The sequence below is a fragment of the Enterovibrio paralichthyis genome (genome assembly GCF_019209835.1).
Taxonomy (GTDB): Bacteria; Pseudomonadota; Gammaproteobacteria; order Enterobacterales; family Vibrionaceae; genus Enterovibrio; species Enterovibrio paralichthyis.
Window position 1 is genome coordinate 156,988 of sequence record NZ_JAHUTS010000002.1, and the last position, 24,480, is coordinate 181,467.

The 24,480-nt window shown below is 50.1% G+C and carries 20 protein-coding genes; 8 read left to right on the forward strand and 12 right to left on the reverse strand.

Annotated features, from left to right (window positions below; genetic code table 11):
- Window positions 1-242: 242 nt before the first annotated feature.
- From KU854_RS03060 to KU854_RS03075, 4 genes are all read left to right on the forward strand, one after another.
- A complete protein-coding gene (locus tag KU854_RS03060; protein WP_218357013.1) occupies window positions 243-1,934 on the forward strand; it encodes an NAD-dependent malic enzyme in 1,692 nt (563 codons plus the stop codon).
- A 108-nt stretch (window positions 1,935-2,042) separates the two neighbouring features.
- Window positions 2,043-2,702: a SanA/YdcF family protein gene (locus KU854_RS03065; RefSeq protein ID WP_218357014.1), complete on the forward strand. Its 660-nt coding sequence runs from the start codon at window positions 2,043-2,045 to the stop codon at window positions 2,700-2,702.
- 253 nt (window positions 2,703-2,955) lie between these two features.
- On the forward strand, window positions 2,956-4,326 hold the full coding sequence (locus KU854_RS03070) for an SLC13 family permease (protein ID WP_218357015.1): 1,371 nt from the start codon (window positions 2,956-2,958) through the stop codon (window positions 4,324-4,326).
- Between the two features lie 136 nt (window positions 4,327-4,462).
- Entirely contained in the window at window positions 4,463-5,551 is a 1,089-nt protein-coding gene (locus KU854_RS03075; protein WP_218357016.1) for a ketoacyl-ACP synthase III, read from the forward strand.
- Between the two features lie 60 nt (window positions 5,552-5,611).
- Here KU854_RS03075 and KU854_RS03080 read toward each other — a convergent pair whose 3' ends face one another.
- The 4 genes from KU854_RS03080 to KU854_RS03095 all read right to left on the reverse strand — a co-directional run bounded on the left by KU854_RS03080 (window position 5,612) and on the right by KU854_RS03095 (window position 9,268).
- On the reverse strand, window positions 5,612-6,928 hold the full coding sequence (locus tag KU854_RS03080; protein WP_255555376.1) for a GGDEF domain-containing protein: 1,317 nt from the start codon (window positions 6,926-6,928) through the stop codon (window positions 5,612-5,614).
- A 120-nt stretch (window positions 6,929-7,048) separates the two neighbouring features.
- The gene (nagK, locus tag KU854_RS03085) at window positions 7,049-7,960 is read right to left on the reverse strand and encodes an N-acetylglucosamine kinase (protein WP_218357017.1); all 912 of its coding nucleotides are present in this window, start codon (window positions 7,958-7,960) and stop codon (window positions 7,049-7,051) included.
- Between the two features lie 145 nt (window positions 7,961-8,105).
- The gene (locus KU854_RS03090; RefSeq protein WP_218357018.1) at window positions 8,106-8,822 is read right to left on the reverse strand and encodes a tRNA-uridine aminocarboxypropyltransferase; all 717 of its coding nucleotides are present in this window, start codon (window positions 8,820-8,822) and stop codon (window positions 8,106-8,108) included.
- 101 nt (window positions 8,823-8,923) lie between these two features.
- Complete coding sequence (locus KU854_RS03095; protein WP_218357019.1) at window positions 8,924-9,268, reverse strand: DUF3802 family protein; 345 nt, start codon at window positions 9,266-9,268, stop codon at window positions 8,924-8,926.
- A 263-nt stretch (window positions 9,269-9,531) separates the two neighbouring features.
- Here KU854_RS03095 and KU854_RS03100 point away from each other — a divergent pair, with 263 nt between their 5' ends.
- The 3 genes from KU854_RS03100 (at window position 9,532) to KU854_RS03110 (ending at window position 14,074) form a co-directional block, all read left to right on the forward strand.
- Window positions 9,532-12,792, forward strand: coding sequence for a hybrid sensor histidine kinase/response regulator (locus KU854_RS03100; protein ID WP_218357020.1), 3,261 nt, complete (start codon window positions 9,532-9,534; stop codon window positions 12,790-12,792).
- A gap of 74 nt (window positions 12,793-12,866) precedes the next feature.
- Window positions 12,867-13,553, forward strand: a complete 687-nt coding sequence (locus tag KU854_RS03105) for a DUF3334 family protein (RefSeq protein WP_054779279.1) — start codon at window positions 12,867-12,869, stop codon at window positions 13,551-13,553.
- A 56-nt stretch (window positions 13,554-13,609) separates the two neighbouring features.
- Window positions 13,610-14,074, forward strand: a complete 465-nt coding sequence (locus KU854_RS03110; protein WP_218357021.1) for a hypothetical protein — start codon at window positions 13,610-13,612, stop codon at window positions 14,072-14,074.
- 61 nt (window positions 14,075-14,135) lie between these two features.
- Here KU854_RS03110 and fruA read toward each other — a convergent pair whose 3' ends face one another.
- The 3 genes from fruA to fruB are packed head-to-tail and all read right to left on the reverse strand — an operon-like array spanning window position 14,136 to window position 17,950.
- The gene (fruA, locus tag KU854_RS03115) at window positions 14,136-15,866 is read right to left on the reverse strand and encodes a PTS fructose transporter subunit IIBC (RefSeq protein WP_218357022.1); all 1,731 of its coding nucleotides are present in this window, start codon (window positions 15,864-15,866) and stop codon (window positions 14,136-14,138) included.
- Entirely contained in the window at window positions 15,863-16,831 is a 969-nt protein-coding gene (gene pfkB / locus KU854_RS03120; RefSeq protein WP_218357023.1) for a 1-phosphofructokinase, read from the reverse strand. Before pfkB ends, fruA begins: the two co-directional genes overlap by 4 nt.
- A 3-nt stretch (window positions 16,832-16,834) precedes the next feature.
- Window positions 16,835-17,950: a fused PTS fructose transporter subunit IIA/HPr protein gene (gene fruB, locus KU854_RS03125; RefSeq protein ID WP_218357024.1), complete on the reverse strand. Its 1,116-nt coding sequence runs from the start codon at window positions 17,948-17,950 to the stop codon at window positions 16,835-16,837.
- A gap of 313 nt (window positions 17,951-18,263) precedes the next feature.
- Here fruB and cra point away from each other — a divergent pair, with 313 nt between their 5' ends.
- On the forward strand, window positions 18,264-19,244 hold the full coding sequence (gene cra / locus KU854_RS03130; protein WP_218357025.1) for a catabolite repressor/activator: 981 nt from the start codon (window positions 18,264-18,266) through the stop codon (window positions 19,242-19,244).
- Between the two features lie 50 nt (window positions 19,245-19,294).
- Here the strand turns inward: cra and KU854_RS03135 are convergent, their stop codons facing one another.
- From KU854_RS03135 to KU854_RS03155, 5 genes are all read right to left on the reverse strand, one after another.
- On the reverse strand, window positions 19,295-19,531 hold the full coding sequence (locus KU854_RS03135) for a lipoprotein (protein WP_054779277.1): 237 nt from the start codon (window positions 19,529-19,531) through the stop codon (window positions 19,295-19,297).
- A gap of 14 nt (window positions 19,532-19,545) precedes the next feature.
- On the reverse strand, window positions 19,546-19,866 hold the full coding sequence (locus tag KU854_RS03140; protein WP_054779276.1) for a hypothetical protein: 321 nt from the start codon (window positions 19,864-19,866) through the stop codon (window positions 19,546-19,548).
- A 121-nt stretch (window positions 19,867-19,987) separates the two neighbouring features.
- The gene (locus KU854_RS03145; RefSeq protein ID WP_336245222.1) at window positions 19,988-21,106 is read right to left on the reverse strand and encodes a lipocalin-like domain-containing protein; all 1,119 of its coding nucleotides are present in this window, start codon (window positions 21,104-21,106) and stop codon (window positions 19,988-19,990) included.
- Window positions 21,106-23,565, reverse strand: coding sequence for an ABC transporter permease (locus tag KU854_RS03150; RefSeq protein ID WP_218357027.1), 2,460 nt, complete (start codon window positions 23,563-23,565; stop codon window positions 21,106-21,108). Before KU854_RS03150 ends, KU854_RS03145 begins: the two co-directional genes overlap by 1 nt.
- The gene (locus tag KU854_RS03155) at window positions 23,546-24,217 is read right to left on the reverse strand and encodes an ABC transporter ATP-binding protein (RefSeq protein ID WP_218357028.1); all 672 of its coding nucleotides are present in this window, start codon (window positions 24,215-24,217) and stop codon (window positions 23,546-23,548) included. The genes KU854_RS03150 and KU854_RS03155 overlap by 20 nt, the downstream gene beginning before the upstream one ends.
- Window positions 24,218-24,480 lie beyond the last annotated feature (263 nt).

A 24,480-nucleotide genomic window follows, 5' to 3' on the forward strand; every position in this document is an offset into this window, starting at 1 on the left:
TGAGGGTTACAAATAACAGTGCCAAGTGTACCGCATTCTCGCCGTAAAGCGCCTTTAAATCCGCGAATGGGTAATAATCCACCCAGCAAGTAAGAGCCGCGTCACCGTTTGCTGCCAACTATGGTGTTTAAAACAAAATACGCTTGAATAGTCCCAAGCATCCCTTCTACACTTTCAGTCCTGTTCTTTGCCGATTACCGCGCAAAATAATCTCTTACTGAAAGAACGAGTTGTCTTCATACATGAATAATCAAAAGCGACCTCTCTACATTCCCTACGCAGGCCCTGCGTTGCTCGAAACTCCACTCCTGAACAAAGGCAGCGCGTTTTCTGTTGAAGAACGCATGTTCTTTAATCTTGAAGGTCTATTGCCAGAAGCAATCGAGAGCATTGAAGAGCAGGCAGAGCGTGCTTACAAGCAATTCCAGCGTTTTGAAAACGACATGGATAAGCACATTTATTTGCGCAACATTCAGGATACCAACGAAACCCTGTTCTACCGTCTGGTCAACAGCCATATTTCCGAGATGATGCCAATCATCTATACCCCGACGGTGGGCGCAGCCTGTGAAAACTTCTCCGAAATTTACCGTCGTGGCCGTGGCCTGTTCATCTCCTACCCGAACCGTTTCCGCATCGACGACATGCTGAACAATGCGTCACGCCACAACGTAAAAGTTATCGTTGTGACGGACGGTGAGCGCATTCTGGGTCTGGGCGACCAAGGTATCGGTGGTATGGGTATTCCAATCGGTAAGCTCTCTCTTTATACCGCTTGTGGTGGCATCAGCCCGGCATACACTCTGCCAATCGTGCTGGATGTGGGCACCAATAACCCACAACGTCTGTCTGACCCTATGTATATGGGCTGGCGCCATACACGCGTTACCGGTCAGGATTACGACGATTTTATTGAAGAATTCATCCAGGCTGTTCAACGCCGCTGGCCGGATGCACTGATCCAGTTCGAAGATTTCGCGCAGAAGAACGCGATGCCAATTCTTGAGCGCTACAAAGACCGCGTATGTTGTTTCAACGATGACATCCAAGGTACAGCTGCCGTAACGGTTGGCTCCCTGATTGCAGCCTGTAAAGCAGCGGGTACCAAGCTGTCTGATCAGCGTATCACTTTCCTAGGTGCGGGCTCTGCAGGCTGTGGTATTGCAGAGGCTATCATCGCGCAAATGGTTTCCGAAGGCATTACCGATAAAGAAGCACGTCAACGTGTGTTCATGGTAGACCGCTGGGGCTTGCTGCTCGATGCCATGCCAAACCTGCTCGACTTCCAGCAAAAACTGGTACAGAAGTCTTCGGCAATTAAAGACTGGACGCTGACTGACCAAAACATCTCCCTGCTGGATGTGATGAACAACGCCAAACCCACAGTGCTAATCGGCGTATCCGGTGCGCCGGGTCTGTTCAGTGAGGAAGTGATTAAAGCGATGCACGCGCATTGTGAGCGTCCAATCGTATTCCCGCTGTCTAACCCTACCAGCCGCGTAGAGGCAACACCGTTTGACGTCTTACGTTGGACAGATGGTGCTGCGTTGGTGGCGACGGGTAGCCCGTTTGACCCTGTTGTTCTTGACGGTGGCTGCACTTTCAACATTGCACAGTGTAACAACAGCTATATCTTCCCAGGCATCGGCTTGGGCGTCCTGGCTGCCGAAGCTAAACGTGTGACAGATGAAATGCTGATGGAATCAAGCCGTGCATTGGCAGAATGTTCACCGCTGGCGAAGTTTGGCCGTGGCCCACTGCTGCCTGCACTGGAAGAGATCCATTCGGTATCTCGCCACATTGCATTGGCTGTCGCTAAGAAAGCTATCGAGCAAGGTGTCGCACTGGAGTTGGCTGACGATGCTCTGCTTGAGCGTATCGACAATACCTTCTGGGAACCGAAATACCGCCAGTACAAACGCACATCATTCTAAGCCCTGCCCTCCGCAATCCCCCGGGATTGCGGAGGTTGTTTTTGTTATTTCACACATTTTGGTTTAACCTGCTGTTTCTGCCTCTGGTTTATTGCCTTTCTGATTGAGATGTTTCTGCGTAAAGCGACGATTATTTTTGTTTCTGCCGCCATATTGTTTGTTGCTTCAATTGCAACCATGGATCTCTGGGTAACGTTCCAGGCTAAAGATCGTATTTATGACTCAGTAGATGCCATACCTCCGCGCCATATCGGCCTGGTACTGGGCACCAGTAAATACATCGGCAAAACCCTCAACCCTTTTTATACCTACCGAATTGATGCAGCACAGGCGCTTTATCAGAAAGATAAAGTTGATGTATTGCTTCTGAGTGGCGATAACGCCCATCGCTCTTATAACGAGCCGTGGACAATGAAACGGGACATGCTGAAAGCAGGGATCCCTGATGACCGCATTTTCCTCGACTATGCCGGCTTTCGAACCCTTGATTCCATCATCCGCGCCAAGAAAGTGTTCGACGCCAATGAATTCACGCTGGTAACCCAGGCTTTTCATTGTGAGCGGGCCCTCTTCATTGCAGACTACTACGACATTGATGCTATCTGCCTTGCAGTGCCGAGTCCTGGCGGCATGGCTGGTCTGAAAATCCGTGCACGGGAAACACTGGCGCGTGTAAAAGCCGTGCTTGATATCTACCTGCTGGATGAACAACCCAAGTTTTTGGGCCCCAAAGAAAGCATCCCGACAGAGACCCTTTCCGACCGATAGAAACACTTTGATACATCCACCCATTCAGCATGGGTGGATTAATACCCATTTCAAATTCACCACCTCCCAGTTTTAAACATCCGCGCAACATCTTGTTAATTCCGTGGCATCCGCCTCTCTTGCCGTTTTTCTCTTTACGCAATAATACGCCCACAGCGAGCGAAACAGCTCTGAACAAACCGGCGTTCAGTTGGCACTGACAAGTCGGAATGACAATAAGAAGTTCGCCTTCATTGAAACTGAGGAAGTCCCTATGACAGCTTTAACCCTAGCCTTCAAAGACTGGCTGTTTAACAAGAACAGCCTGATACTTATCGCAGACATCGCGCTGTTTGCTCTGATGCTCAATTTCCTTCCCTTTGATAAAAATGTGGTCATCGGCCTCAGCCTGCTGGTCTTTGTGGCCATCCTTTGGCTGACAGAAGCGCTGCATGTCAGCATTACCGCTCTATTGGTTCCCCTGTTAGCAGTAGGGCTTGGTGTATTCTCTACACCGGCAGCACTGGCCAACTTCGCTAACCCCATCATCTTCCTTTTCCTCGGTGGTTTTGCGCTGGCTGCAGCGTTACACGCCCAGAAACTGGATCAGGCGATAGCCGATAAGGTGCTTGTTTTGGCAAAGGGACGCATGAGCGTTGCGGTGATGATGTTATTTGGTGTGACTGCGGGGCTTTCCATGTGGATTTCAAACACTGCTACCACAGCCATGATGCTGCCACTGGTTTTAGGTGTGCTGAGCAAGGTAAATGCGAAGTCTGAGCGAGGCACGTTCGTGTTTGTTCTTCTGGGGGTAGCTTACTGTGCCAGTATCGGTGGTATTGCGACTATCGTTGGTAGCCCACCAAACGCCATCGCTGCTGCCGAGGTTAACCTTAACTTCGCAGAGTGGATGAAGCTCGGCTTGCCAATCACTCTGACGCTTTTACCACTGACCATCGGCTTGCTGTACGCACTGACGAAACCAAACCTGAAACATACCTTTGAACTTGACCACAAACCCATCGAGTGGACACACCCTCGCCGTCTGACTTTGGCTATTTTTGCGTTCACTGTGATTTGCTGGGTATTCAGCAAACCTATCAACCAAATGCTGGGTGGATTGAGCAAGTTTGATACGTTGGTTGCTATTACCGCTATCGTTCTGCTTGGCGCATCGCGCGTGGTGAAATGGAAAGACGTTGAGAAAACCACTGACTGGGGTGTGTTGCTTTTGTTCGGAGGTGGTCTGACACTGAGCAATGTACTAAAAGCCACAGGTACCAGCGTATTCCTGGCAGAATCCCTGAGCGGCTTCCTCTCTTCGGCCGGTATTTTCTTCACCTTGCTGACCGTGGTGGCATTCGTGGTATTCCTGACAGAGTTTGCAAGTAACACGGCAAGTGCTGCGCTTCTTGTGCCTGTTTTTGCCACGGTTGCTGAAGCGCTGGGTGTCTCACCAATCATCCTGTCAGCTCTGATAGCCGTCGCAGCATCCTGTGCCTTTATGTTGCCGGTAGCAACCCCGCCTAATGCGATTGTTTTCGGCTCTGGCCATATCAAACAGTCGGAAATGATGCGTGCCGGTTTCTACCTCAATATCGTAGCGATTTCAGTGCTTGCAGTGTTTGCCTGGATGTTCTGGTAATACCGCAACAACACACTCTGAAAGTGGCCTTCGGGCCACTTTTTTGTTTTAAATCACTGATTCCTGCCCTCCATTTGTCTCTCCTATTTAAGGGGAGTACACTGCTTTGAGCTATTAATATTACAAAGAGACTCGCATGGCATTCGCTGAAATTACAGGCTGGGGAAAATGTCTCCCACCGGCCGAGTTAAGTAACAACGACCTGAGCACCTTTATCGACACATCTGACGAATGGATTTCCTCCCGCACAGGCATTAATACCCGACGCATCAGCCACGTAAACACCTCAGACATGGCTGTCGTTGCGGCACAGAATGCGTTGGCAACCGCTGGCATTGATGGCGCAGAGCTTGACCTCATCATTGTTGCCACCTGCTCGCCAGACACTTTAATCCCAAACATTGCATCCAAAGTCCAGTTTGAGTTGGGCGCACACAAAGCTGCTGCATTTGACCTGAATGCCGCCTGTACCGGTTTTCTCTACGCTTTGGAAACGGCCACCCGCATGATTCAGGCTGGCGCATACCGCCATGCACTGGTGATTGGTGCCGAACGTCTTTCCTGGTACTTGGACTGGAGCAAACGCGACACTGCCGTTTTATTCGGTGACGGCGCGGGCGCTGTAATTCTGAGCAAAAGTGAACAATCAAGTGGTCTGCTTGAAGCTCAATTGGGCTGCGACTCAGCTGGCCGTGATGTATTGTCTATTCCGAAGTTCGGTACTGCAATGCAGCGCTTCGATCAGGATGCCGGTTATTTTTCCTTTAACTTTGTCGGCCGCGAAATTTTTAAGCGCGCCGTGAAAGGTATGGGCTCTGCTGCCGCAACGGTGCTTTCACGCGCCAACACGACTGCATCAGACATTGACTTGGTGATCCCGCATCAGGCGAACAAGCGCATAATCGAAGCCCTGTGCGATCACGCTAAGATCCCACTGGAAAAAGCGTTCATTAACATCCACAAATACGGCAACACCTCTGCTGCTACCATTCCAATTGCACTGTGTGAGGCTGTGGAAGAAGGACGAGTTACACCTAACAGCACTATTTTGATGGCTGCATTCGGTGCGGGTCTGACCTGGGGTGCTGGGGTTGTTCGCTGGGGCTCACGCACCACACCGGTAAATTCGCCGGAAGCTGCCCTTCGAGAGCCGGAAACCGACGCGCTGGGTCTGTTGCAAGAGGCGATTGCGCACTGCAAAGCGAACGCAGAAAAGCAGCAATAAAGTGATATTTATAAAAAGAGCAGCATCATTTGATGCTGCTTTTTTTTGTCTCACACCCAACTACGCAACGAGAGATTCAGCAAAGACTTCCACTCGATTTCTGCCTGATTGCTTGGCGCGGTACAAGGCGTCATCTGCATCCGCAATCATCGCTGCGATGCTGCCCTCACGCATAGAAGATACACCAACACTGCAGGTCAATGGCTGCCCATGCGACCACTCAGTCTGCTCAAATGCCGCGCGGATTTTCTCCGCCAGGAACGAAGCCTGGGCGAGGTTTCTGCTTGGACAAAAAATCACGAACTCCTCGCCACCCCAACGGACCACCACATCGGTGCCACTGGCGCACTCTTTTAACAGTCGTGCGGTAGCGATCAGCAGTTTATCCCCCATGTCGTGCCCAAAGGTATCATTGACCTGTTTAAAATGGTCGATGTCGAGACACAATGCGGTACAAGCTCTGTTGGTACGTGCACCGATAAGTTTGTCCAGCTCAGGATAGATGTTCATCCTATTGCGAAGGCTCGTCAAAGCATCTGTTGTTGCCATGATCGACAAGGTTTCGCTTTGCTGTTTCAGCGCATTGTTGATTTGTTTCAGTCGCTCAGCGCGATAACGCTCCCTGCGGTAGATGAGCCGGCTCTGCCAATACTTCACCATCAACAGGATCATGGCTGTGGCCAGCCATGCGAAAGTCAATACACGGAAAAACCCCGCTTCCGTGATCATCTGGCCTTCAAAACGAATGCTTTTGATAATGAGTTCATGATGGCCAATCACTGGCGCACTGCCTGTGGCAATCTCAATCAGTGAGATATTGCTGAGCTCCGGGCCTGCATGTTCGATAGGCACGGCGAGATCGGAAATCCACCAGGAGAGAACCTGAAATGAGTTCAGTGGAAGGACAATCTCAGAAAATGTGTCCGTCGGGTTATATTCGATGCCATTAAATTTCAAGGAAACAGGGTCTTCCAGCGTCGAATACGCTTCATTGTAATTTCGGAGGTATACCCGCAAACGCTGATTCGGTGCCGGCGCTTTGTAGGCTGCCTCAATCACCATTGAGTGGTAATTGTCGAGGTTCACCCCTCTCATGGCGCTTGGTGTCAGGCTAATCGCCAACTCACAAAATGGCCAACGGTAGGCTTTGCCCAATTCGCAGTCCAGCACCACATCCCCATCCTCGTTTTGATAAACCTCACCAAGGGTATCACCACCCATTGGGTTGTCATCGATATACCGGAATTGAAACTCAGTCGGAGAGATGTGATAGGTGGAATGCGCACCTCCCGAGATAAACCAGGAAATCGCAGCAACGGAAAAGAAAAGTAAGACAAAAATGACGAACAGTGTTCGCGAGTAAATCTTGGTAAACAAAGGCTTCTACAACTCTTGCTAACAACAATTCAAAAACCGTTTAACGGTCGTTTTAATTGCACAAAAGGCACCGGTTTAACCCAATGCCTTTGCACTTATAATTAGATTATTTTCAATAAATTAGTGGCGAATATTCAAGAATGCAGCGCCGCGCACACCACCTGAGTCACCGTGTTTTGCTTTGATCACTTTCGGTGGATTGGCAATAGACAGCAAATACTTTGGCAGTCGCTTCGGCATCTCTTCATAGATGTAATCAAAGTTAGACAGACCGCCACCCAGCACAACCACATCAGGATCCAGGCCGGTGAACAAACCACCAAACACCATCGCCAACATTTCGATATAACGGTCAACAAAGCCTGCTGCTTTCTCTTCGCCAGCCTTAAAGCCATTGATGATATCAATCGCTTTACGCTCTTCACCAAAGTAATGGGTGTATAGCATTTCAAAGCCGCGGCCTGAGAGGTAGTTGTCCAGACAGCCTTTTTTCTCGCAACCGCAGTCAAAAATCGGCGCATTTTCGCCAAGATGCAGCCATGCATCGATTGGCATGCGCATATGACCCAATTCGCCGGCGACGTTGTTTTTGCCAGAAAGAACCTGACCGTCTACAACAATACCGCCGCCAAAGCCAGTGCCCAGAATAAGGCCTAAAACAATTTTCTCACCCTGCAGGGATTCATCCCACGCTTCAGAAAGCGCAAAACAGTTCGCATCATTGTTCAGAGCAACTGCACGTCCAATTTTTGCTTCCAGGTCACGGCGAAGTGTTCTTCCCTTTGCCGCAGGTACGTTAACAGTCAGAACAGTACCATCTTCCGCTTTCTCAATACCCGGAATACCGATACCCACAGTGCCTTCGCAGCCAAACTGTTCATCATATTTGGCAACCAGTGACGCCAGCGTTTCAATCAGCTGATCATAATCGCCACCCGGTGTAGGTACACGTTCCGTTGCCTGACGCTGTAATTGGCTGTCAAACGCGCCAAACTCAATTTTCGTTCCACCTACATCAAAGCCGTAATACATCCTTTACTCCGTTGTTCCAAAAATCAAAATCGCAATATTGCTGCGGATTATCCCTGTTTCACATCGCTCTGAATGTGATTCGAGACAAATTAAGCTTTTATCCTTAGCGCCTAACCCGCTAAATATGCGTATCAGCTCGCATTTTTCAGCCGTTGAAAGCGGTACAAAAACGCTGCAATGCCCCATTTTCAGGGAGTTGGCGCTGTTTTTTCCCGGTGATGTAATGCTCACTAAACACATCAAACCAAGCGTCCAGACAAGCACCTGCCGCTTCCTCACTGTTCAGCATAAGTACTTTTGCTGCCACTTCTGCCGTTGCCAACTGGTTGTCACCCGCGGCTTCCCTTACCTTGTAACGCGACAACGCTTCTGGTTTAAAGCCCAACACCGGGAATTTGTCCATCCAAGGACTCTTTCTGAATATTTTTTTCGCTTCGCTCCAGGTACCGTCAATCATGATAAACAGCGGCCTTTTGCCTTCCGGCACAGAAGGCTCAGAGACCACTCGCTCAGGCGCTGCATATTGGGCGGGGAATATGACGATAGGAAACCACTTAGGATCCGCCAGCAGGTCAAGCATCTCCTGATTCGGCTCAGTGCGCGACCAGATGTAAGCGAAGGTGTCTTCTACCACATCAGCGATAAGACGGCCGGTATTGCTCGGTTTGAGTACTTCATCGTCATACATCACCAGCAGAAAACCCGCATTTGTCGTCAGCGTTTTTCGTTCGCGACAGACACACAAGCGCGTAACCAACATGCAGTGTTTGCAGCGCTCCACACTGGCACCTCGAGCCTTGAAAGGACGGGTTGATTGAGCAAGGCGTTGCTCATATAGCCTGTGAACGGCGTGAAGTTTCATTGAATGCGCCCAGTATCGATAAAAGGCGCATTGTATTCAGGGGAGAAAGACGTGCAACATTTTGTTGCGGCAGGACATAAGATTATTACCTTGCGGCACTTCTAAATGCTTTCAGCAACTGACGCATCAAACAGGTTTTTCACCAGCCCGATAAACTCTTCCAGAATATTAATTTGTGCGTAGGTCGGCTTTTGCTTCCACTTGGAACTGAGGATTTCTTCGAGGTCAGCCACAATCTGGTCGGCTTCACGCATAATCTCAAAGCGCAGAGCCTGAGGCATATCCTTGTTCTGGTCACAGATAGCCATGATTTGGCTGGCTACTAACTCATGGACGAGTTCGTCGATAGTTTCAGAGCCGACTTGGTCACCCGGTGCAGAAAACTGCCCTAGATTCTCGATAAAATACTCAATCAGCGCTGCGTATCCTTCTGACTCAACGACCATTTAAACCTCCAGTGAACATTTCTCTGCGCTTAATTTTATGGGGAAGGTGTTCAAATTGGTATCAAATATTTCGTCACATGTCACTATATTGAATCTTAAGTATCATTATTGAGATTTTCATGTCTACATTATAAGTTCCTTGACGGTTAACCACCCGGAAAACACCGGGTTGCCGTGTCATCAAAGCGACAGAAAATGCATCACTTGTGGTCGTTCAACGCATTGACTTATCAATGATTAGTTGGACAACAAAAGGAAGTCTCATGTCTAAAGATCGTATTCAACGGGCCAGCCGATTTCAGTTTCCCAAGAGCATTGTTGGCAAGGTTGGACTCATCATGGCAATGATGACACTGTGCGCATCCCTGCTCTCAGTTTCTACATACATCATGCACGATACTGCGAGTAGTGACACCACCCGAACCAGCCGCGTTGAAATTCCCAGCGCTCTGCTTTCAGTGTCTATGCTGCGCTATGCCGGTGAAATGAACCGAAGCATATTGAGCTACGCCTTGGGCGAAAATGCTTCCCTCGAAACATACTACCGCAACAAAAACCAGTTTGAAGTCTCTCTGAACGAACTGCACAAACTGCATGGCATGGAGTCCAGCGCCCTTGCCAATATCTCAATGATATTTAATGACTTTGTTAGCAAAATTGAAGCAGAGGTAACTGGGCGTTATGATCCGGCGCGCGAGGTGTGGGCTAAAAGCGAAAAAATGCACGTATCTACTGTGTTGGAACCTGAGTTATTCGAAGCCATCCAATCGCTGACGTCCAGCGAAGTATTCCGTTCCAGATCCCCTTTCCGTTACGAAGAACAGCTTATGTGGTTGCTTCGAGAAGACGCCGATGATATCTCTTCTTCACTCACTTTTTACATCAACGGCGATATCGGGCAAAAGGAAAAGTTCTATACTAACCACGCCTATTTCAATAGTCATATCAGCTATCTGCAGCAACACTATCTCGACGCGGAAATTCAGACAAAACTCAATACACTCAGGCAGGTCGAAAACGATATGGCTTCACGCATTGAGACCGTTATTGTCCATTACAATCCAGCCCGGAAGCAGGAGGCAATCAGGTCACTGAAATCCATCAACAACGATGAATACAAAACACTCGAGTCTTCATTGACCGAGTTTTCTCGGGAAACCAGTTTCAGCGCTGCCAACTCGATGGCAAACTTACATAATGTGCTAAAAAACAACCAATTCTCATTCTTCTCCCTGTTTGTCATCATGACACTGGTCTCTGTGCTGGTGACATTCTACATCTACAAAAAGGTCACCCAACCTATTGCGCGCCTCGCGGAAACCATGCGTGATCTGGCAGATGGAAACACAGAAATCCCTATTCTCTACAAAGAGCGCACGGATGAGGTAGGTCAGATTTCCCACGCCATCAACTCATTCCGCGATCACATCATTTCGCGCAACCAAGCGCGGGAGCAATTGCTTTACCAAAAAGAGCTGGCCGAGTCCGCCTCAAAAGCCAAAGCCCAGTTCCTTGCAGCCATGAGTCATGAAATCCGCACGCCAATGAATGGCGTGATAGGCATGATTGACATCCTGCGCCGGTCAAAATTGGATGCAGCACAAATCAGCGTGACAAACACTGTTCGCGATTCTGCCCTTTCGCTGCTTGCTATCATCAATGACATTCTCGACTTTTCACGCATTGAGGCCGGAAAAATGCGCATCGACAGTGTCACCTTCTCCCTGCGCCATATTACCGAGCAGGTGATGGATAACCTTGCCATGGAAGCGGCCGAGAAAAATGTTTCTCTCACCCTTTTTATCGCTCCATCCCTCCCTACCTCTTTAATTGGAGACCCGACACGCATCAAGCAAATCCTGTTTAACCTGATTGGAAACGGCATTAAGTTTTCCGGCGGACAGCCTCACCGCGGTGAAGTCCAGGTTTGGGTAAACAGCCAACTGTCGGCAGATGGACAATGTGAAATTGATATAGAAATCCGTGACAACGGTATTGGCATCAGCAAAGACAAGCTTCAATCCATCTTCCGCCCATTCACGCAAGCAGAGCACTCCACAACACGCCGTTATGGCGGCTCCGGTCTTGGGCTTGCGATCAGTCGCAACATCGCATCCCTGATGGGAGGTAGAATTGAAGCCGAGAGCGAGGAAGGCATCGGTTCCACCTTCTCTGTGCAGTTTAAACTGCCTCAGACCGAGGAAATCAACGCGCCAGAAGACTGCACCATTGAGTGGTTACAACATGCAGCCAAATCGCTGGATAAGACGGTGTGCATCAACACCCTTGAAAATGGCGCTCTGAAGGTAAGCATCGACAACTATTTGCAGGCAATGAACCTGGTTAGCCAGAGTATTAGCGTTGAATCCCTGCACTTGCAGCAATTCGATCGCCAGGACGTGAAGTACGTTATTTTGTGTCGGGATTACCTGCAGACAAGGCGACTTATGCCCGCCGCATTCCCCAATAAAGTCGATATCCGTTATCTGGAGTTGGATCGCCGCCAGCCTGTTAAGCGCTACGGCGGTATTGATGTATTCGCCATCTATGCCTCGCCACTCAAACTTTCAACCCTGCTGCGTGGTCTGCGCATTTGTGTCGGACTGGAAAGCCCAGATTATCCGGCGCTGGATACTTCGGCACGTGAAGCCTTTATTGAACGAAGTGAGAAAGACAAAGGCATAGTGCTGGTTGCGGAAGACAACGTCACCAACCAGACCGTCATCAAAAAGCAGTTAACCTATCTGGGTTATGACGTGGTGATGACGGCTGACGGACAAGAAGCCCTGCGTGCCTATCGCAAACAGGCATTCACACTGGTGCTGACGGACTGTCATATGCCAAACATGGATGGCTATGAGTTAACCCATGCCATTCGGGCAATTCAGAAAGAACGTAGCGAATTTGTCCCAATCATCGCGCTGACAGCCAATGCCCTGGTCGGTGAAGCCGAGCGTTGCATTGAAACCGGCATGAATGACTTTATTGCCAAACCGGTTGAGATTGATGTCATCCAGAAAGTGCTGAGCAAATGGAGCCAGCAGAGCCTGCCGTTCGAAGAACCCAAGATTGATGACCTTCTCGCCCCCCTCGTGCTCGATCCGGAAGACGAGGTAGATGCACAGCCAGAAGAAGCGCCCACCCGCATCGAACTGGACCCAAATGTATTACAGAAGCTGTTTTGGGGCGACGAAGAGACCTATGCAGAGGTACTGCTGGAGTTTTTGAAGCATTGCGTGCCTGAGTTGACCAACATGGTACAAATGGGGCGTCCTTTTGATTACGCAGCGCTGAAAGCAACTGCCCACAAATTAAAAACCTCTTCCCGGAGCATTGGCGCTATAGAACTGTCCGATCTTTGTTTTCAGATAGAGCAGTACGCCGCTGAAGAAAGCGACGATGTCGCCATTCCACTCAGTGCCCTTCGTGAGGATTTAAACCAAACCGTCATTGCGGTTCGCAGAAAACACCTGACATTGGTTCAATCCCACGATTTGGAGGAAACGAACACGCCGAATGTTTGAGTTTTCAGCAAAATGCGCGTTTTGGTGCCACACTTGTAAAGTCCAATATCAACACCGGAACGAGTGGAATAACAATGAGAAAAACAAAAATTGTCACCTCTGAAGATATTTTGCTGAAACTCTGCCAATCCGTTACTGCCGTACTGACAAAAGCAACCGACTCCTCGGTTCATCATTCAGCAATGGTTCAAAAGATCACCAAAACCAGCCTGAAACCTGATTTCGGCTGCTTTGTTCTTTTCGATGGCGGGTTTTCAGGACTGGTCGTTATTAACTTCGAAGCGAAAGCCGCGCTTGAGCTCTACCAAAAATACATGTCACACATGGGCATTCCGCAGGAAGAACTGGCGACCCTGCATACCTCAGACGAAGTGGCAGATGTTCTGGGCGAGCTGATGAACCAGATCGTGGGCGATTTTACGGGCAAAGTAAAACGCTCACTGCAAACCAACATTACCCAGAACCAGCCCAAAATGATGGCGATTAACAAGAACATTAACGTCACCGTAGACAGCAATATAGAGCGCCCACAAGCCCGCCGCGTCAGTTTCAGCACGGAAGACAACAACATCTTCTATCTCGAACTATCGATGGAGCGCACCGAATTCATTCAGCTGGAAGAGTTTGAAGAAGGTGACGAAATCAATCCGGATGAAATTTTGGAAAAAGAAACGGCGAGTAAGCTTGAGAGCAGCAAGAAAAAATCGAAAGCCAACGCCGCCGAAGAAGCAAACTCACTGATGGATGATCTGGGGATATAACATTCCCCTTATCATGCTACCCCGTTTTACACATGGCCTGTCACCGGGAGGACATTGTGAACCACATAGAAAAATGGCTGCAGGACATCCAGCAATGGTACGAAAACCCACAACACAGGGACATCGGCCAACTTTCGGCAGTGATTGAACAGGCGCCCGCCTCTCTGTTTGAGCCACCGATTGACCATACTTCCAGTGATGCTATCGCCTACTTTGTGGATGGCTGTATTCGGTTACAGCGTCACTACGAATTTGAAGGCAAATCGACCGATGCATACAGTTATCTTCAGTTTTGTTACGCCAAACTGCAGGCATTGGCATCACGCACAGACATTGAAACCGAAGTCAGACGCTGGAGCCTGAAGAAACTCGATCAGCTGATTGTTTCTATGATGGAATTTTGCCAGCATCAGAACGACGCTGGCTGGCTAAGTGAAAGCAAGCAACTCATCGAACTGCATGTCGCTTTTATGGTGGGTCAAAACAACCTCAACCTCTATCAGCCACAGCGACCGCTCTAGAAATCTACTTCATTAACGCACAAGGCCGACCCTAAGGTCGGCTTTGTCTTTCCACGCTTGATTAAGCGTTTTGGGTTACAGGCTGAACGCTTTCAGACTGCTTCAGTGCTGCATACAATACACCCGTCACTACAGTACCCACTGCGATGGTACCCAGGTACAGCAACGCAGGTGTAATTGCGTTAGGGATAAAGAGTACGAAGATACCACCGTGCGGTGCCATCAGTTTCGCACCAATCAGCATAGACAGTGCACCCGTCAGCGCACCACCCACCATACAAGCTGGGATTACGCGCATTGGGTCGCGGGCTGCGAATGGAATCGCACCTTCTGAGATAAAGCACAGACCCAGAACAAACGACGCTTTACCCGCTTCACGCTCTTGCATATTGAATTTGCTGCGCGCCAGTACTGTCGCCAAACCCATACCCATCGCTGGCACCATACCTGCAGCCATTACCGCAGCCATCGGTGTGTAAGTTTGTGAGGCCAGCAAGCCCACACCAAACGTGTATGCTGCTTTGTTTACCGGACCACCCAAATCGAAACACATCATGGCACCCAGAATCGCACCCAACAGAACTGCATTGGTAGAGCCCATGCTGTTCAGGAACTCTGTCAGGCTGGTCATGATGCCTGCAACCGGGCCACCCACGATGTAAATCATCACCAAACCAGTCACTAAGCTGGACAGCAAAGGAATGATCAGGATAGGTTTCAGCGCTGCCATTGAATCAGGCAGCTCCAGTTTGTCAGCAATGAACTTCGCTGTGTAACCGGCCAGGAAACCCGCAACAATACCACCAAGGAAACCCGCGCCCGTTGAGCTTGCCAGCATACCGCCGATAAGACCCGGAGCCAGACCCGGACGGTCAGCAATTGAAAACGCGATGAAACCTGCTAGAACCGGCACCATCAGGGCAAATGCACTGCCACCACCGATTTGCATCAGCGCCGCAGCCAGCGTACCTTCTTCTTTGAATGCTTCGATACCGAACACGAAAGAGAGCGCGATACACAGACCACCTGCAACCACCAACGGAAGCATGTGGGAAACACCTGTCATCAAGTGCTTGTATGCACCAGTGCGTTCTTTCTTGCCAGAGGTATCCGCTTTTGCACCACCGTGCTTATAAACTTCAGCTTCGTCGAATGCTTTTGCCAGTTCCTGTTTGGTCTTTTTCAGTGCCAAACCTGTGCTGGTGCGGTAAACACGCTTCCCATCGAAACGTGACATATCCACTTCAATATCAGCGCCGATAAAGACCAAGTCTGCCTGTGCAATTTCTTCTTCGGTCAGTTGGTTTTTCGCGCCCACAGAGCCACGGGTTTCAATCTTCACCCACATGCCCTGTGCTTTCGCTTCTTCTTCAACTGCTTCTGCGGCCATAAATGTGTGCGCAACACCGGTAGGACAGGCAGTGATACCAACAATACGTTTCTGTCCACCAGCTTGCGGCGTCTCAATGGCTTCTTCAACGTGTTGGTAAACCGTCGCATTGGCTTCAGCTTCTTCCAACAGTTTCGCCGGGTTTTGGTAACACGCTTCCAAAGATGCCTGATACACTTTTTTGCCATTGAAGCGTGCCAGATCTTTCGCTGGGCCAACCACGACAACGAGTTCTGCGCTATCAATATCAGACTGCGTTGCTGCCTGCGTTGCCTTTACGCTGGTTTGACATTCAACAGTCGCCTGCCATTGTTTGGCGCCTGCCGCTTTTTCGAGTAATCCTGCCGCGATGATGGTATTTGCAATACCGCTTGGGCACGATGTAACAATTACAGCTTTCATCTCTCTACCCCTGTTCCTTCGTTATCGTTAATTTGTTTCACGCTGATCTCGCGCTGAAGTGCTTCTACCTGAGCAATATCATCAACGCCTACGTTTACCTGTGTTACCGCCAGTGCTGACAATGCTATCGCAAAGCTCAGTGACGTTTCCCTGTCCCATTCATTGACTTCTGCCCAACACATACCGGCGACCAGGGTATCTCCCGCACCGACAGTGCTGACAACCTTCATCCTCGGTGGCTGACTTGCCATCCACACGCCGTCTTTTAACCACAGCACACCTTCTGCACCACGGGAAATAACGATGTTTTCGATACCGGTTGCCTGCAATTCACGTCCAGCTTGCAGCAATTCTTCTTTGGTCGTCAGGTGACGTTCTGCCCACTGGGAAAGCTCTTCATCATTTGGCTTCACCAGTGAAGGACAAGCTTTCAGACCGGCTTTGAGTGCTGCATTGCTGCTGTCGAAAAAGACTTTCTTACCTTTTTCGCGGAGCATAGCGATCCAGTCCGCTAAACGCGCTGGTGACAGGCCGCCTGGCAGGCTGCCGGCAATCACAAACAGGTCGTGGTTTTCGGCCAGTGACAGCAGTGTTTCTTCCAACGCCGCAATGTTCTGCTCGCTCACTTCCACACCAGGGAAGTTCAGATCAGTGACGCGACCGGTTTCCTCCACCAGTTTCACGTTAATGCGGGAGGCGCCGTGAACACGCACGAAACGGTCTTTGATGCCTTTTTGTTCGAACAGATGAGCAAATGGATCTTGGTTGTCATCACCTAAAAATCCAGTTACCGAAACCTCTGCGCCCAACTCTGCCAGCACTTTGGCCACGTTCACGCCTTTACCGCCTGGATTTAGGTTTGAACGTTGGATAAGGTTCACCGCACCGGGCTTTAACTCCCCCATTGCGCCGGTCATGTCCAGCGCGGGGTTCAAGGTAACAGTGACAATTCGTTTGGCTGTCATGGCTTAGCCCTCACCCAGACCGCTTGCAATGGCCTCGCCAATCGCTTCAATGGCTTTGTCGGCGTCGGCACCGTCAGCGGTAAACTCAAGCTCATGGCCTTGCTTCACGCCAAGGGCGATCACTTTCATCAGACTCTTGGCATTTACCTGCTTACCTTCGCCATTGAGGTTTGCGACCCATATCTGCGCATCAAACTTCTTGGCGACACTCACCAGCATCGCCCCCGGACGGGCATGCAGTCCGTGCGCATTTTTAATCTTGAATACTTTAGATAAGCCTTCCTGACGTGCTTCCGTCAGCGCTTTAATCACAGCATCTGCGTTGTCCGCAAAGATTTCAGACGCTTTGTTGGCAAACAGTAAACCACTCAGGTTGTTCAGCACGTCCACATATTCTGTGCCGGTAGCAGCAACTGCCAGCAGACCTTTCACTTGCTGATCTCCGTCCATAAACGGGGTTTGCGCTGAAATGAAAGACAGTGCGGTTTGCTTCACTTCTGCCGCAGATGAAACCAGCCACAAACCCTGACCAACGTGCATAGGTTGCTGGGAGACCAATTCAGACACATAGCCCTGACCTACAGCGCCCGCATTTTTCAGTTTGCCTGCGCAAACCGCCGCCATGGAAACCAGGTCGGTCGCCGGGAAATCCAGCGTGATCACAGAGGCATCAAACAACAGGCCTTTTTGGTTATCGCCACGCAACACTGCCAACACATCGTCTTGTGACTTCGCATTCTTCAGCGCTTCTTCCACGCCATCAGCAGACAAAACGTGGGTCAGTTGCTTCAAAATACCCAGGTGCTCATCAGATTTCGCTGCGATACCGATTGCAAGATAAACGGTGTTACCGTCACCCCAGTCCACGCCTTCTGCGAAGTGGTGGATTTGTACGCCGGTTTCTTTTACCAGACCGCGCGTGTCGGTCGTGCCGTGAGGAATCGCAATGCCGTTACCCAGGTACGTCGCGTTTTGTGCTTCACGCTCCAGCATGCCTTTGCCGTATCCCACTTCCACCAAACCCTTGGTGACCAGATCCAAAGCGATATTTTCGATAGCATCTTCTTTCGTGCCTGCTTTCTTGCCGAGTTGAATGTCGCGTTGATTTAGTTCCAACATATTGATTGCCTCTACCGTCTGGTGAATCCCAGTCACCGTCTTCTATGTGCCAACACATTCCGAGCTGAGGAATGGATACAGGTTGGTGCTTTTAAACCTTGCCTTTCGCGTCGTAAACGATTGCTGAAGGCTTTGCTGAATCAACTGAATCGTTTCAGCATTCAGCGCAAAAATTAGGTTTCACGCTCACTTTTAAATTTTGCTGAAACCTTTCAGCTTTAAGACTGAATCGTTTCAGCTTATAATGCAAAGAATCAAGATGATCCTTTGCGAATAATTTGATCATGCGCACACATCGAGGATGGGAACAAGGATGAAACTGGACGAAATCGCACGCATAGCTGGCGTTTCCCGAACAACAGCCAGTTATGTAATTAACGGTAAATCAAGCAAATACCGCATCAGCGAACGCACGCAGCAGAAAGTCATGGCCGTGGTTGAGAAATACAACTATCGCCCTGACCACGCTGCCAGTGCGCTTCGGGCAGGCACAAGCCGCTCTTTCGGCTTGATAATTCCTGACCTCGAAAACACCAGTTATGCCAAAATTGCCAAACTGCTGGAGCGGGATGCGCGTCAGGCAGGTTATCAGGTGATCATCAGTTGCTCTGACGACAATCCCGATACTGAAAAGCAGGTGGTAAGTACATTGGTCAGCCGAAAAATCGACGCGCTTATCGTGGCTTCTGCCCTCCCCGCTGATAATGATTTTTATCCTGCGATCCAACAATCCGGTACGCCAGTTATCGCAATTGACCGTGTGCTGGACGATGAACTGTTTGCCTGCGTCATCAGTGAAGATCTGGAAGGGGCATTCTCTTTGACAGAAAAACTGATCAACCCAGGTATTCAGTCCATCGGTTTGATTGGCGCTATGCCTAACCTGGGAATTTCACGTGAACGGGAACAAGGTTTTATCACTGCCGCCAATAAGGCCGGTATCGAGACACAGCTAGCTTATGGTGAGCATTTTGAACAAGAGGAAGGCAAACGCCTTATCCTGGAGTGGTACAAGAATGGAAAGCTGCCAGATGCGATCCTGACAACCTCTTATGCCCTGTTTGAAGGCGTACTGGATGCGATTTTGGTGGAACCCAACATCGGGAAGAAAACCCAATTTGCTACCTTTGGCGACAACCGCATGCTCGACTTTATCCCGCTGAAAGTACAATCATTGCCCCAGCAGTTTGAACTGATCAGTGAACATGCGCTGGAACTGACCCTGAATGCTATCTCAGGCCGTTACCAAAGTGGCGTGGAGGTTGTCCCGCGCAGACCTGTCTGGCGCGAATAAAAACAGAAAGGAGGTCGTTTGACCTCCTTTCTCATTGGTTATGGAAACCGTTATTTTGCGATATTGAAGAACGAACCGTCTTTGCAGGTAAAGGTGTAGTACTTTTCACGTTCCATGAACTTCTCAAAACCCGCACCTTCACAGTATGTCGCGTTCAAATCGCTGGAAATATTCAGTCGGCTATCCACCACGCGCTGATCAGGATTCGGCATGGACTCTGCTGTTTCGATTGAAGAACACCCACCTAAAACCAGCGTTAACCCTGCCAGTAACAATACTCTTTTCATTATTCTCGCTGCCTTTATAAAACGTAATTTGAACCATCATTGCACGAAAGTCGGACGTCGCCATCATCACTGGAGACAAAATCCCGGACGCCCGAACTCGAACAATAGACCCTGTCCATTTCGACAATGTCATCGATAGTAATGTCACCCCGGATAACATACGAACTGCCGTTATGACACATCACACGCAGTGCATCTGATTGCGAAAATGCTTTCGCACTATCGCTGTGACAAAGCTTGATCGCTGCGTCAACCCGCTCATCGTAAGGATCTGTGCCCGATGAGCATGCCGTGAGAAGTAGTGCTGTTGCCATACCAAGGATTGGCTTAATCATGTTTCCCTTCCTCTTCCCGATCTCTTTGTTGCACGATTACTGCGATACTATCAACACCTTAGCATAGACACCGGTATGCGGCATTGTCAGTCCGGCATAAACAGGCGTTGTTACGATAGCCCTAATAACCGGTCGCTTCCATAAAGCCAACCCCATTATTGGAGCCGCTCAGTTGAATCGGCCCTTCCCAGTAAGGGAATGTAAAATCGAGCCAATTCTGTTCATGCAGTGGCTGGCTGTGAAGTTTGATACCCGCCTTCGGTACAGAAATCTCCCACTCTGTGGGCAGGTGCCTGCCATTTTTCATCTTGGCAAATGAGGTAGGCATCATTGTGATTTCTCCGGTGCTCAGCGTTTTGCTGGTGCCATCTGGGGACGTCAAGGATCCAAATCGGAACAGTCCGTCATCACTTCTTACCTGAACAACCATCAATGCCCGGCCATCGTCAAGATGAACTGAAAACCAGTCCCAGCCGTGTTGATGCGCTCCCAGCGAAGCAGTGCTCCACTCCCTGTCCATCCAGCCAAGTCCAGACACTTCGATTCGCTCACCTTCCAGTTCAATCACACCGGACATTTCAATGGCCGGGACACTGAAATAGTAAGAGGCGACGTTATCTGTTGCGTGCTTTTTGCTGAACCCATTGTCCCCTTGCAGCACTTCAGGCTGTACTTTGTCCATATGCAGGGAAAAACCAAAGTCATCATCCGCCGCGCTAAGTATTGCGGGAAATGGGGAAGCATTGCGCGATTTCCATTGCCAGTTATCCAGCCACACATTGAACGGCGCTTTCCTGACACCCGCCTGTCCAATCCCACCGCGCGAAAAACGCTCTGCTGCGTATACACCATTCGCGGTGGTGACCACGGCATGGGCCATGTAGACATGGCTGTTTTCCCAACCTTCACCACCATCGGCATCCAGCGCTGAGCGGAACAATGTCCACTGAACACCAAAGCGCTGTCCATGCCTGTCCTGAAGGTTGGCAGTGATGTACCACCACTCCTGACGGAAGTCTTCATGGGTCGCATAGTCGTCAGGGAAGGAGAAGGATCTTCCTGGGGTCACCTCAGCAAAACCGGCATTGTCTTTGGCAAACAACAAGCTTGCCACTTTGCGGTCAGGTTTTCCGCCATGCATGAGCACCGAGCCAAACAAGGCTAACAGCGAAAGCAGAAGCGCAAGGCTCCAGCCGATGACTTTGAGCATGAAGGGTTGCGCTTTTTCTTCGACTCTCACTATTGCGCCTCCCTGAATGACAAGACTGCTGCACGCTGGGTGAGTCGCCAGACAGGCCAACATCCTGCAATTAGTAGTGTCAGCAATGCACCACCCAGTGTGACAACGTAACTAAATGGGAAGTAGGAAACAGACATTGTCCAACCAAAGGAGTGCTTGAGTACGATGTTAATCAGAACTTCTGCAATCAAAAGGCCAAGCGGTAACGCAAACAGTGCTGAGAACAAACCTATCAGCATTAGCTGGCCGCCCCCCAGAAACGCCAATTCACGTCCGGAAATGCCCATGTAACGCAGCAGTGCATATTGGCGTTGGCGCGAAAGCTCCGTGGCCAGCGTGGAGAAAAACAGGCCACAAATGGCGATGATCAGCGTCAGGGTACAAAGGGTATCGGTTACCAGGAAGGTGCGGTCGAAGATCCGCATCGCCATGCTGAGAATGTCGCGCTGGTTGCTAATTTGCGTTTCCTGCATATTGAACTGGCTACGCAAAGCTTCCACCAGTGCTGTTTCGTCTGCCCCCTCTTTCAGCAAAGCAGCGACACCCACCCGACCATTGTCTTTTAACCAATCGGCCAGGGGCGAGCGGTTCGACATGATGATCTGGCTGTACGGATTGCCGTAATCAAAATAGGTACCAGCCACTAGCCAGCCATCACCAAACGGTTCGGGAAGCGTGATTTCCTCACCGGGGTGAACATCAAATTTCAGCGCCAGTGATTCACTGATCATCAGCATTTTATTCTGGTGGAATTTACTCCAGTAATCCGGTGCTGCCACTTTGATCGCCAGCGCTTCGCGCTCTTCTTTTGTGGTACCAATACTTCGCACTTCTACCACGCCCTGCGCAGTTTCAAGCTCATGACGCCACTGGATTAGGCTCTGCTCCACTTCTTCCTGATCATCAAGCCATTGCACCAAATCCTGAACGATCGCTTTATCAGGACGCAGATAGATGTCTGCCGCTAGGCGCTGCTGCAGCCAACCTTCTGTTGTGCTCCTGAAACTGCCAACCATGGTCTCCATGCCAATGTTGGTCGCAATCGCCATCATAAACGCCATGGCGGCAATGCCGCGGTATGTCAGGCTTGCAGAGGCATCGGACAAAAACCAGCGCAGTCTTGCGATACGGATTTTGTCCGCCAGAAACTGGAAAGTCCGCCACATCAGAAACGGCATCAGTAATCCACCACTGATCAATATCAGTGCAATCAGCGTAAAGCCCTGCGCCTGGCTCTGTGGGGCGCTGTAGACCATCAGCGCGATGACAATCAGCAAAGTAGCGACAACCGCCTGCCAGCTGAATTCGCGCCCAGAGAAACGCACAAGTGACATGCGCTTGGACAGATGAGCAGGCTGGGTTGTTAACAAGCGATATAGCGGCCAACCCGAAGCCAGCGCAAAACCACATACACCGAGCGCAAAGCTGTATAGCCCCCATTCCCATTGCCAATGCAGGGTAAGGTCAACATTGGCACCGTACAGATCGCTCAGCGTTGTCGCTACTGTAGGCAGGAGTTTTTGCGCCAGTATCAAACCGGCAATATTTCCGCTGACAAGCCCCAACATCAGCCATATCAGCATTTCGCCACTCACCACCCAGGCCAGGGTTTTGCGCCCCACCCCAAGCTCCCGCATCAAGCCAACCAGGGGTTGACGCTGGGTCATAGAAAGGGAAATGGCTTGGTAAAAAATGAACAGACCAACGACGAAGGCCAGTAAACCCATCGCAAAGAGGTTGAGGTGAAAAGCACGGGTCAGCGGCCCCAATTGCGCGGTTTCTGTTCGCGACAGTGTGATTGTGTTTGGCAGGAATTCACGCAGTGCATCACGTTCGGCTCTGGACATATCGCCGCAATAGACCATCTTGAAGCCCTGATGATCAGAGATCGCCCTTATCTCGGAGATATCGCCAAACAAGCGGGTGCCCGCGCCTATCTGTCCGCCTTCCATCAAGCGGATAGGACCAATTTCCTTGCCATTCTTCAGCAACACTTTCTGGCCATCTTTCCAGCCAAAATGCCGGGCAAGCTCCATACTCACCCATTGGGTACCAAATCCTTCAGACAAAGGTTTGTGGGCAGCTTCCAGCTTGGGGTTTGCGGCATTGAAAGCAAACATCGCCACCATATCAACACCCATCATCTGGATGTCTTTGCCGTCTTTAGTCTCTGTCCGGTAAATATCGACCGGCACACACTGGCTGTAGCCCTCCCGTCGCATAGACACATACAGATCTTCACTGATCCGTTTTCCTCGCTCGCGGTGATTCAATACAAAGGGAAAAGGGTTAGAAAACAGGCTTGCGCCCTTTTGGTAGCTGGTTTGTGCATGCTGGTTAATAGACATAACGCCGACAAGCAGCGCGACGCCAAGCGTCAGACCCAGCCAGACCAGAAGTACCTGAAACGGATGGCGCCGGTAGTGACCGAAAAGCGCTTTAGCGACGGGTACGTACATTCAGAACGCCCCCTTGCAGCGTCACACGGTTTCCCAGGTAATCAGCCACTTTTTCGCTGTGCGTCACCAGCAGGAGCGCGCAGTCCAATGTTCCGGTAAGGGTTGTCAGTAAGCGCATTACCGCATCGGCATTGCGTTCATCCAGACTACCGGTAGGCTCATCAGCCAACAGGATTTTTGGCTCCATATATAGGGCGCGGGCAATTGCAGCGCGCTGCTGTTGGCCGCCGGAAACTTCTTCAGGGTAACGCCCCAGTAGTGGCATTAAATCAAGCGCAGAAATGATTTGCCGCCAAAGACTGTCATCATCGTACAGACCCTTTAACTGGCGGCAGAAGCGGATATTGTCGGCAATCGTCAGTGTAGGAAGAAGGTTGAATTGCTGGAATACCATTCCGATATTCAGACGGCGAAAACGGGTTCTTTCCCGTTCAGAAAGCGCGGTAATCGAGGTGCCATCGACCAGTATCTCGCCGGAATCCGGTTGATCGAGACCACCAACCAAATTGAGGATGGTACTCTTGCCGGAGCCACTTTCCCCCATGAGGGCGATCTGTTCGTGTCTGGCTAAAGAGAGTTCTGCACCTTGCAATACTGGATGGAATTCTCCACCGTCCTGATACCCTTTGCAAAGTCCCACCAACTCTAACATCACTTCCCCTTGATACGCCTCACTGAACAAAACGTGACCGACGTCCGTTTCCTACAGGTCAAGCAATTTACATCAATCTAAGCTGTCAAGAAAGGTCTTTGAATGAACAGCACATTCTGACCCACACTGACAATTTAATAACATTAGGCTCAATAAGCCGAATCCCACAGAGGCTGCTCACAATTTTCCAACGGGTTACCCCTTCCAGACCTTTAATTACGCATAATGCTGACATTAAGGTCAGTTACCGCACCGACGCATTC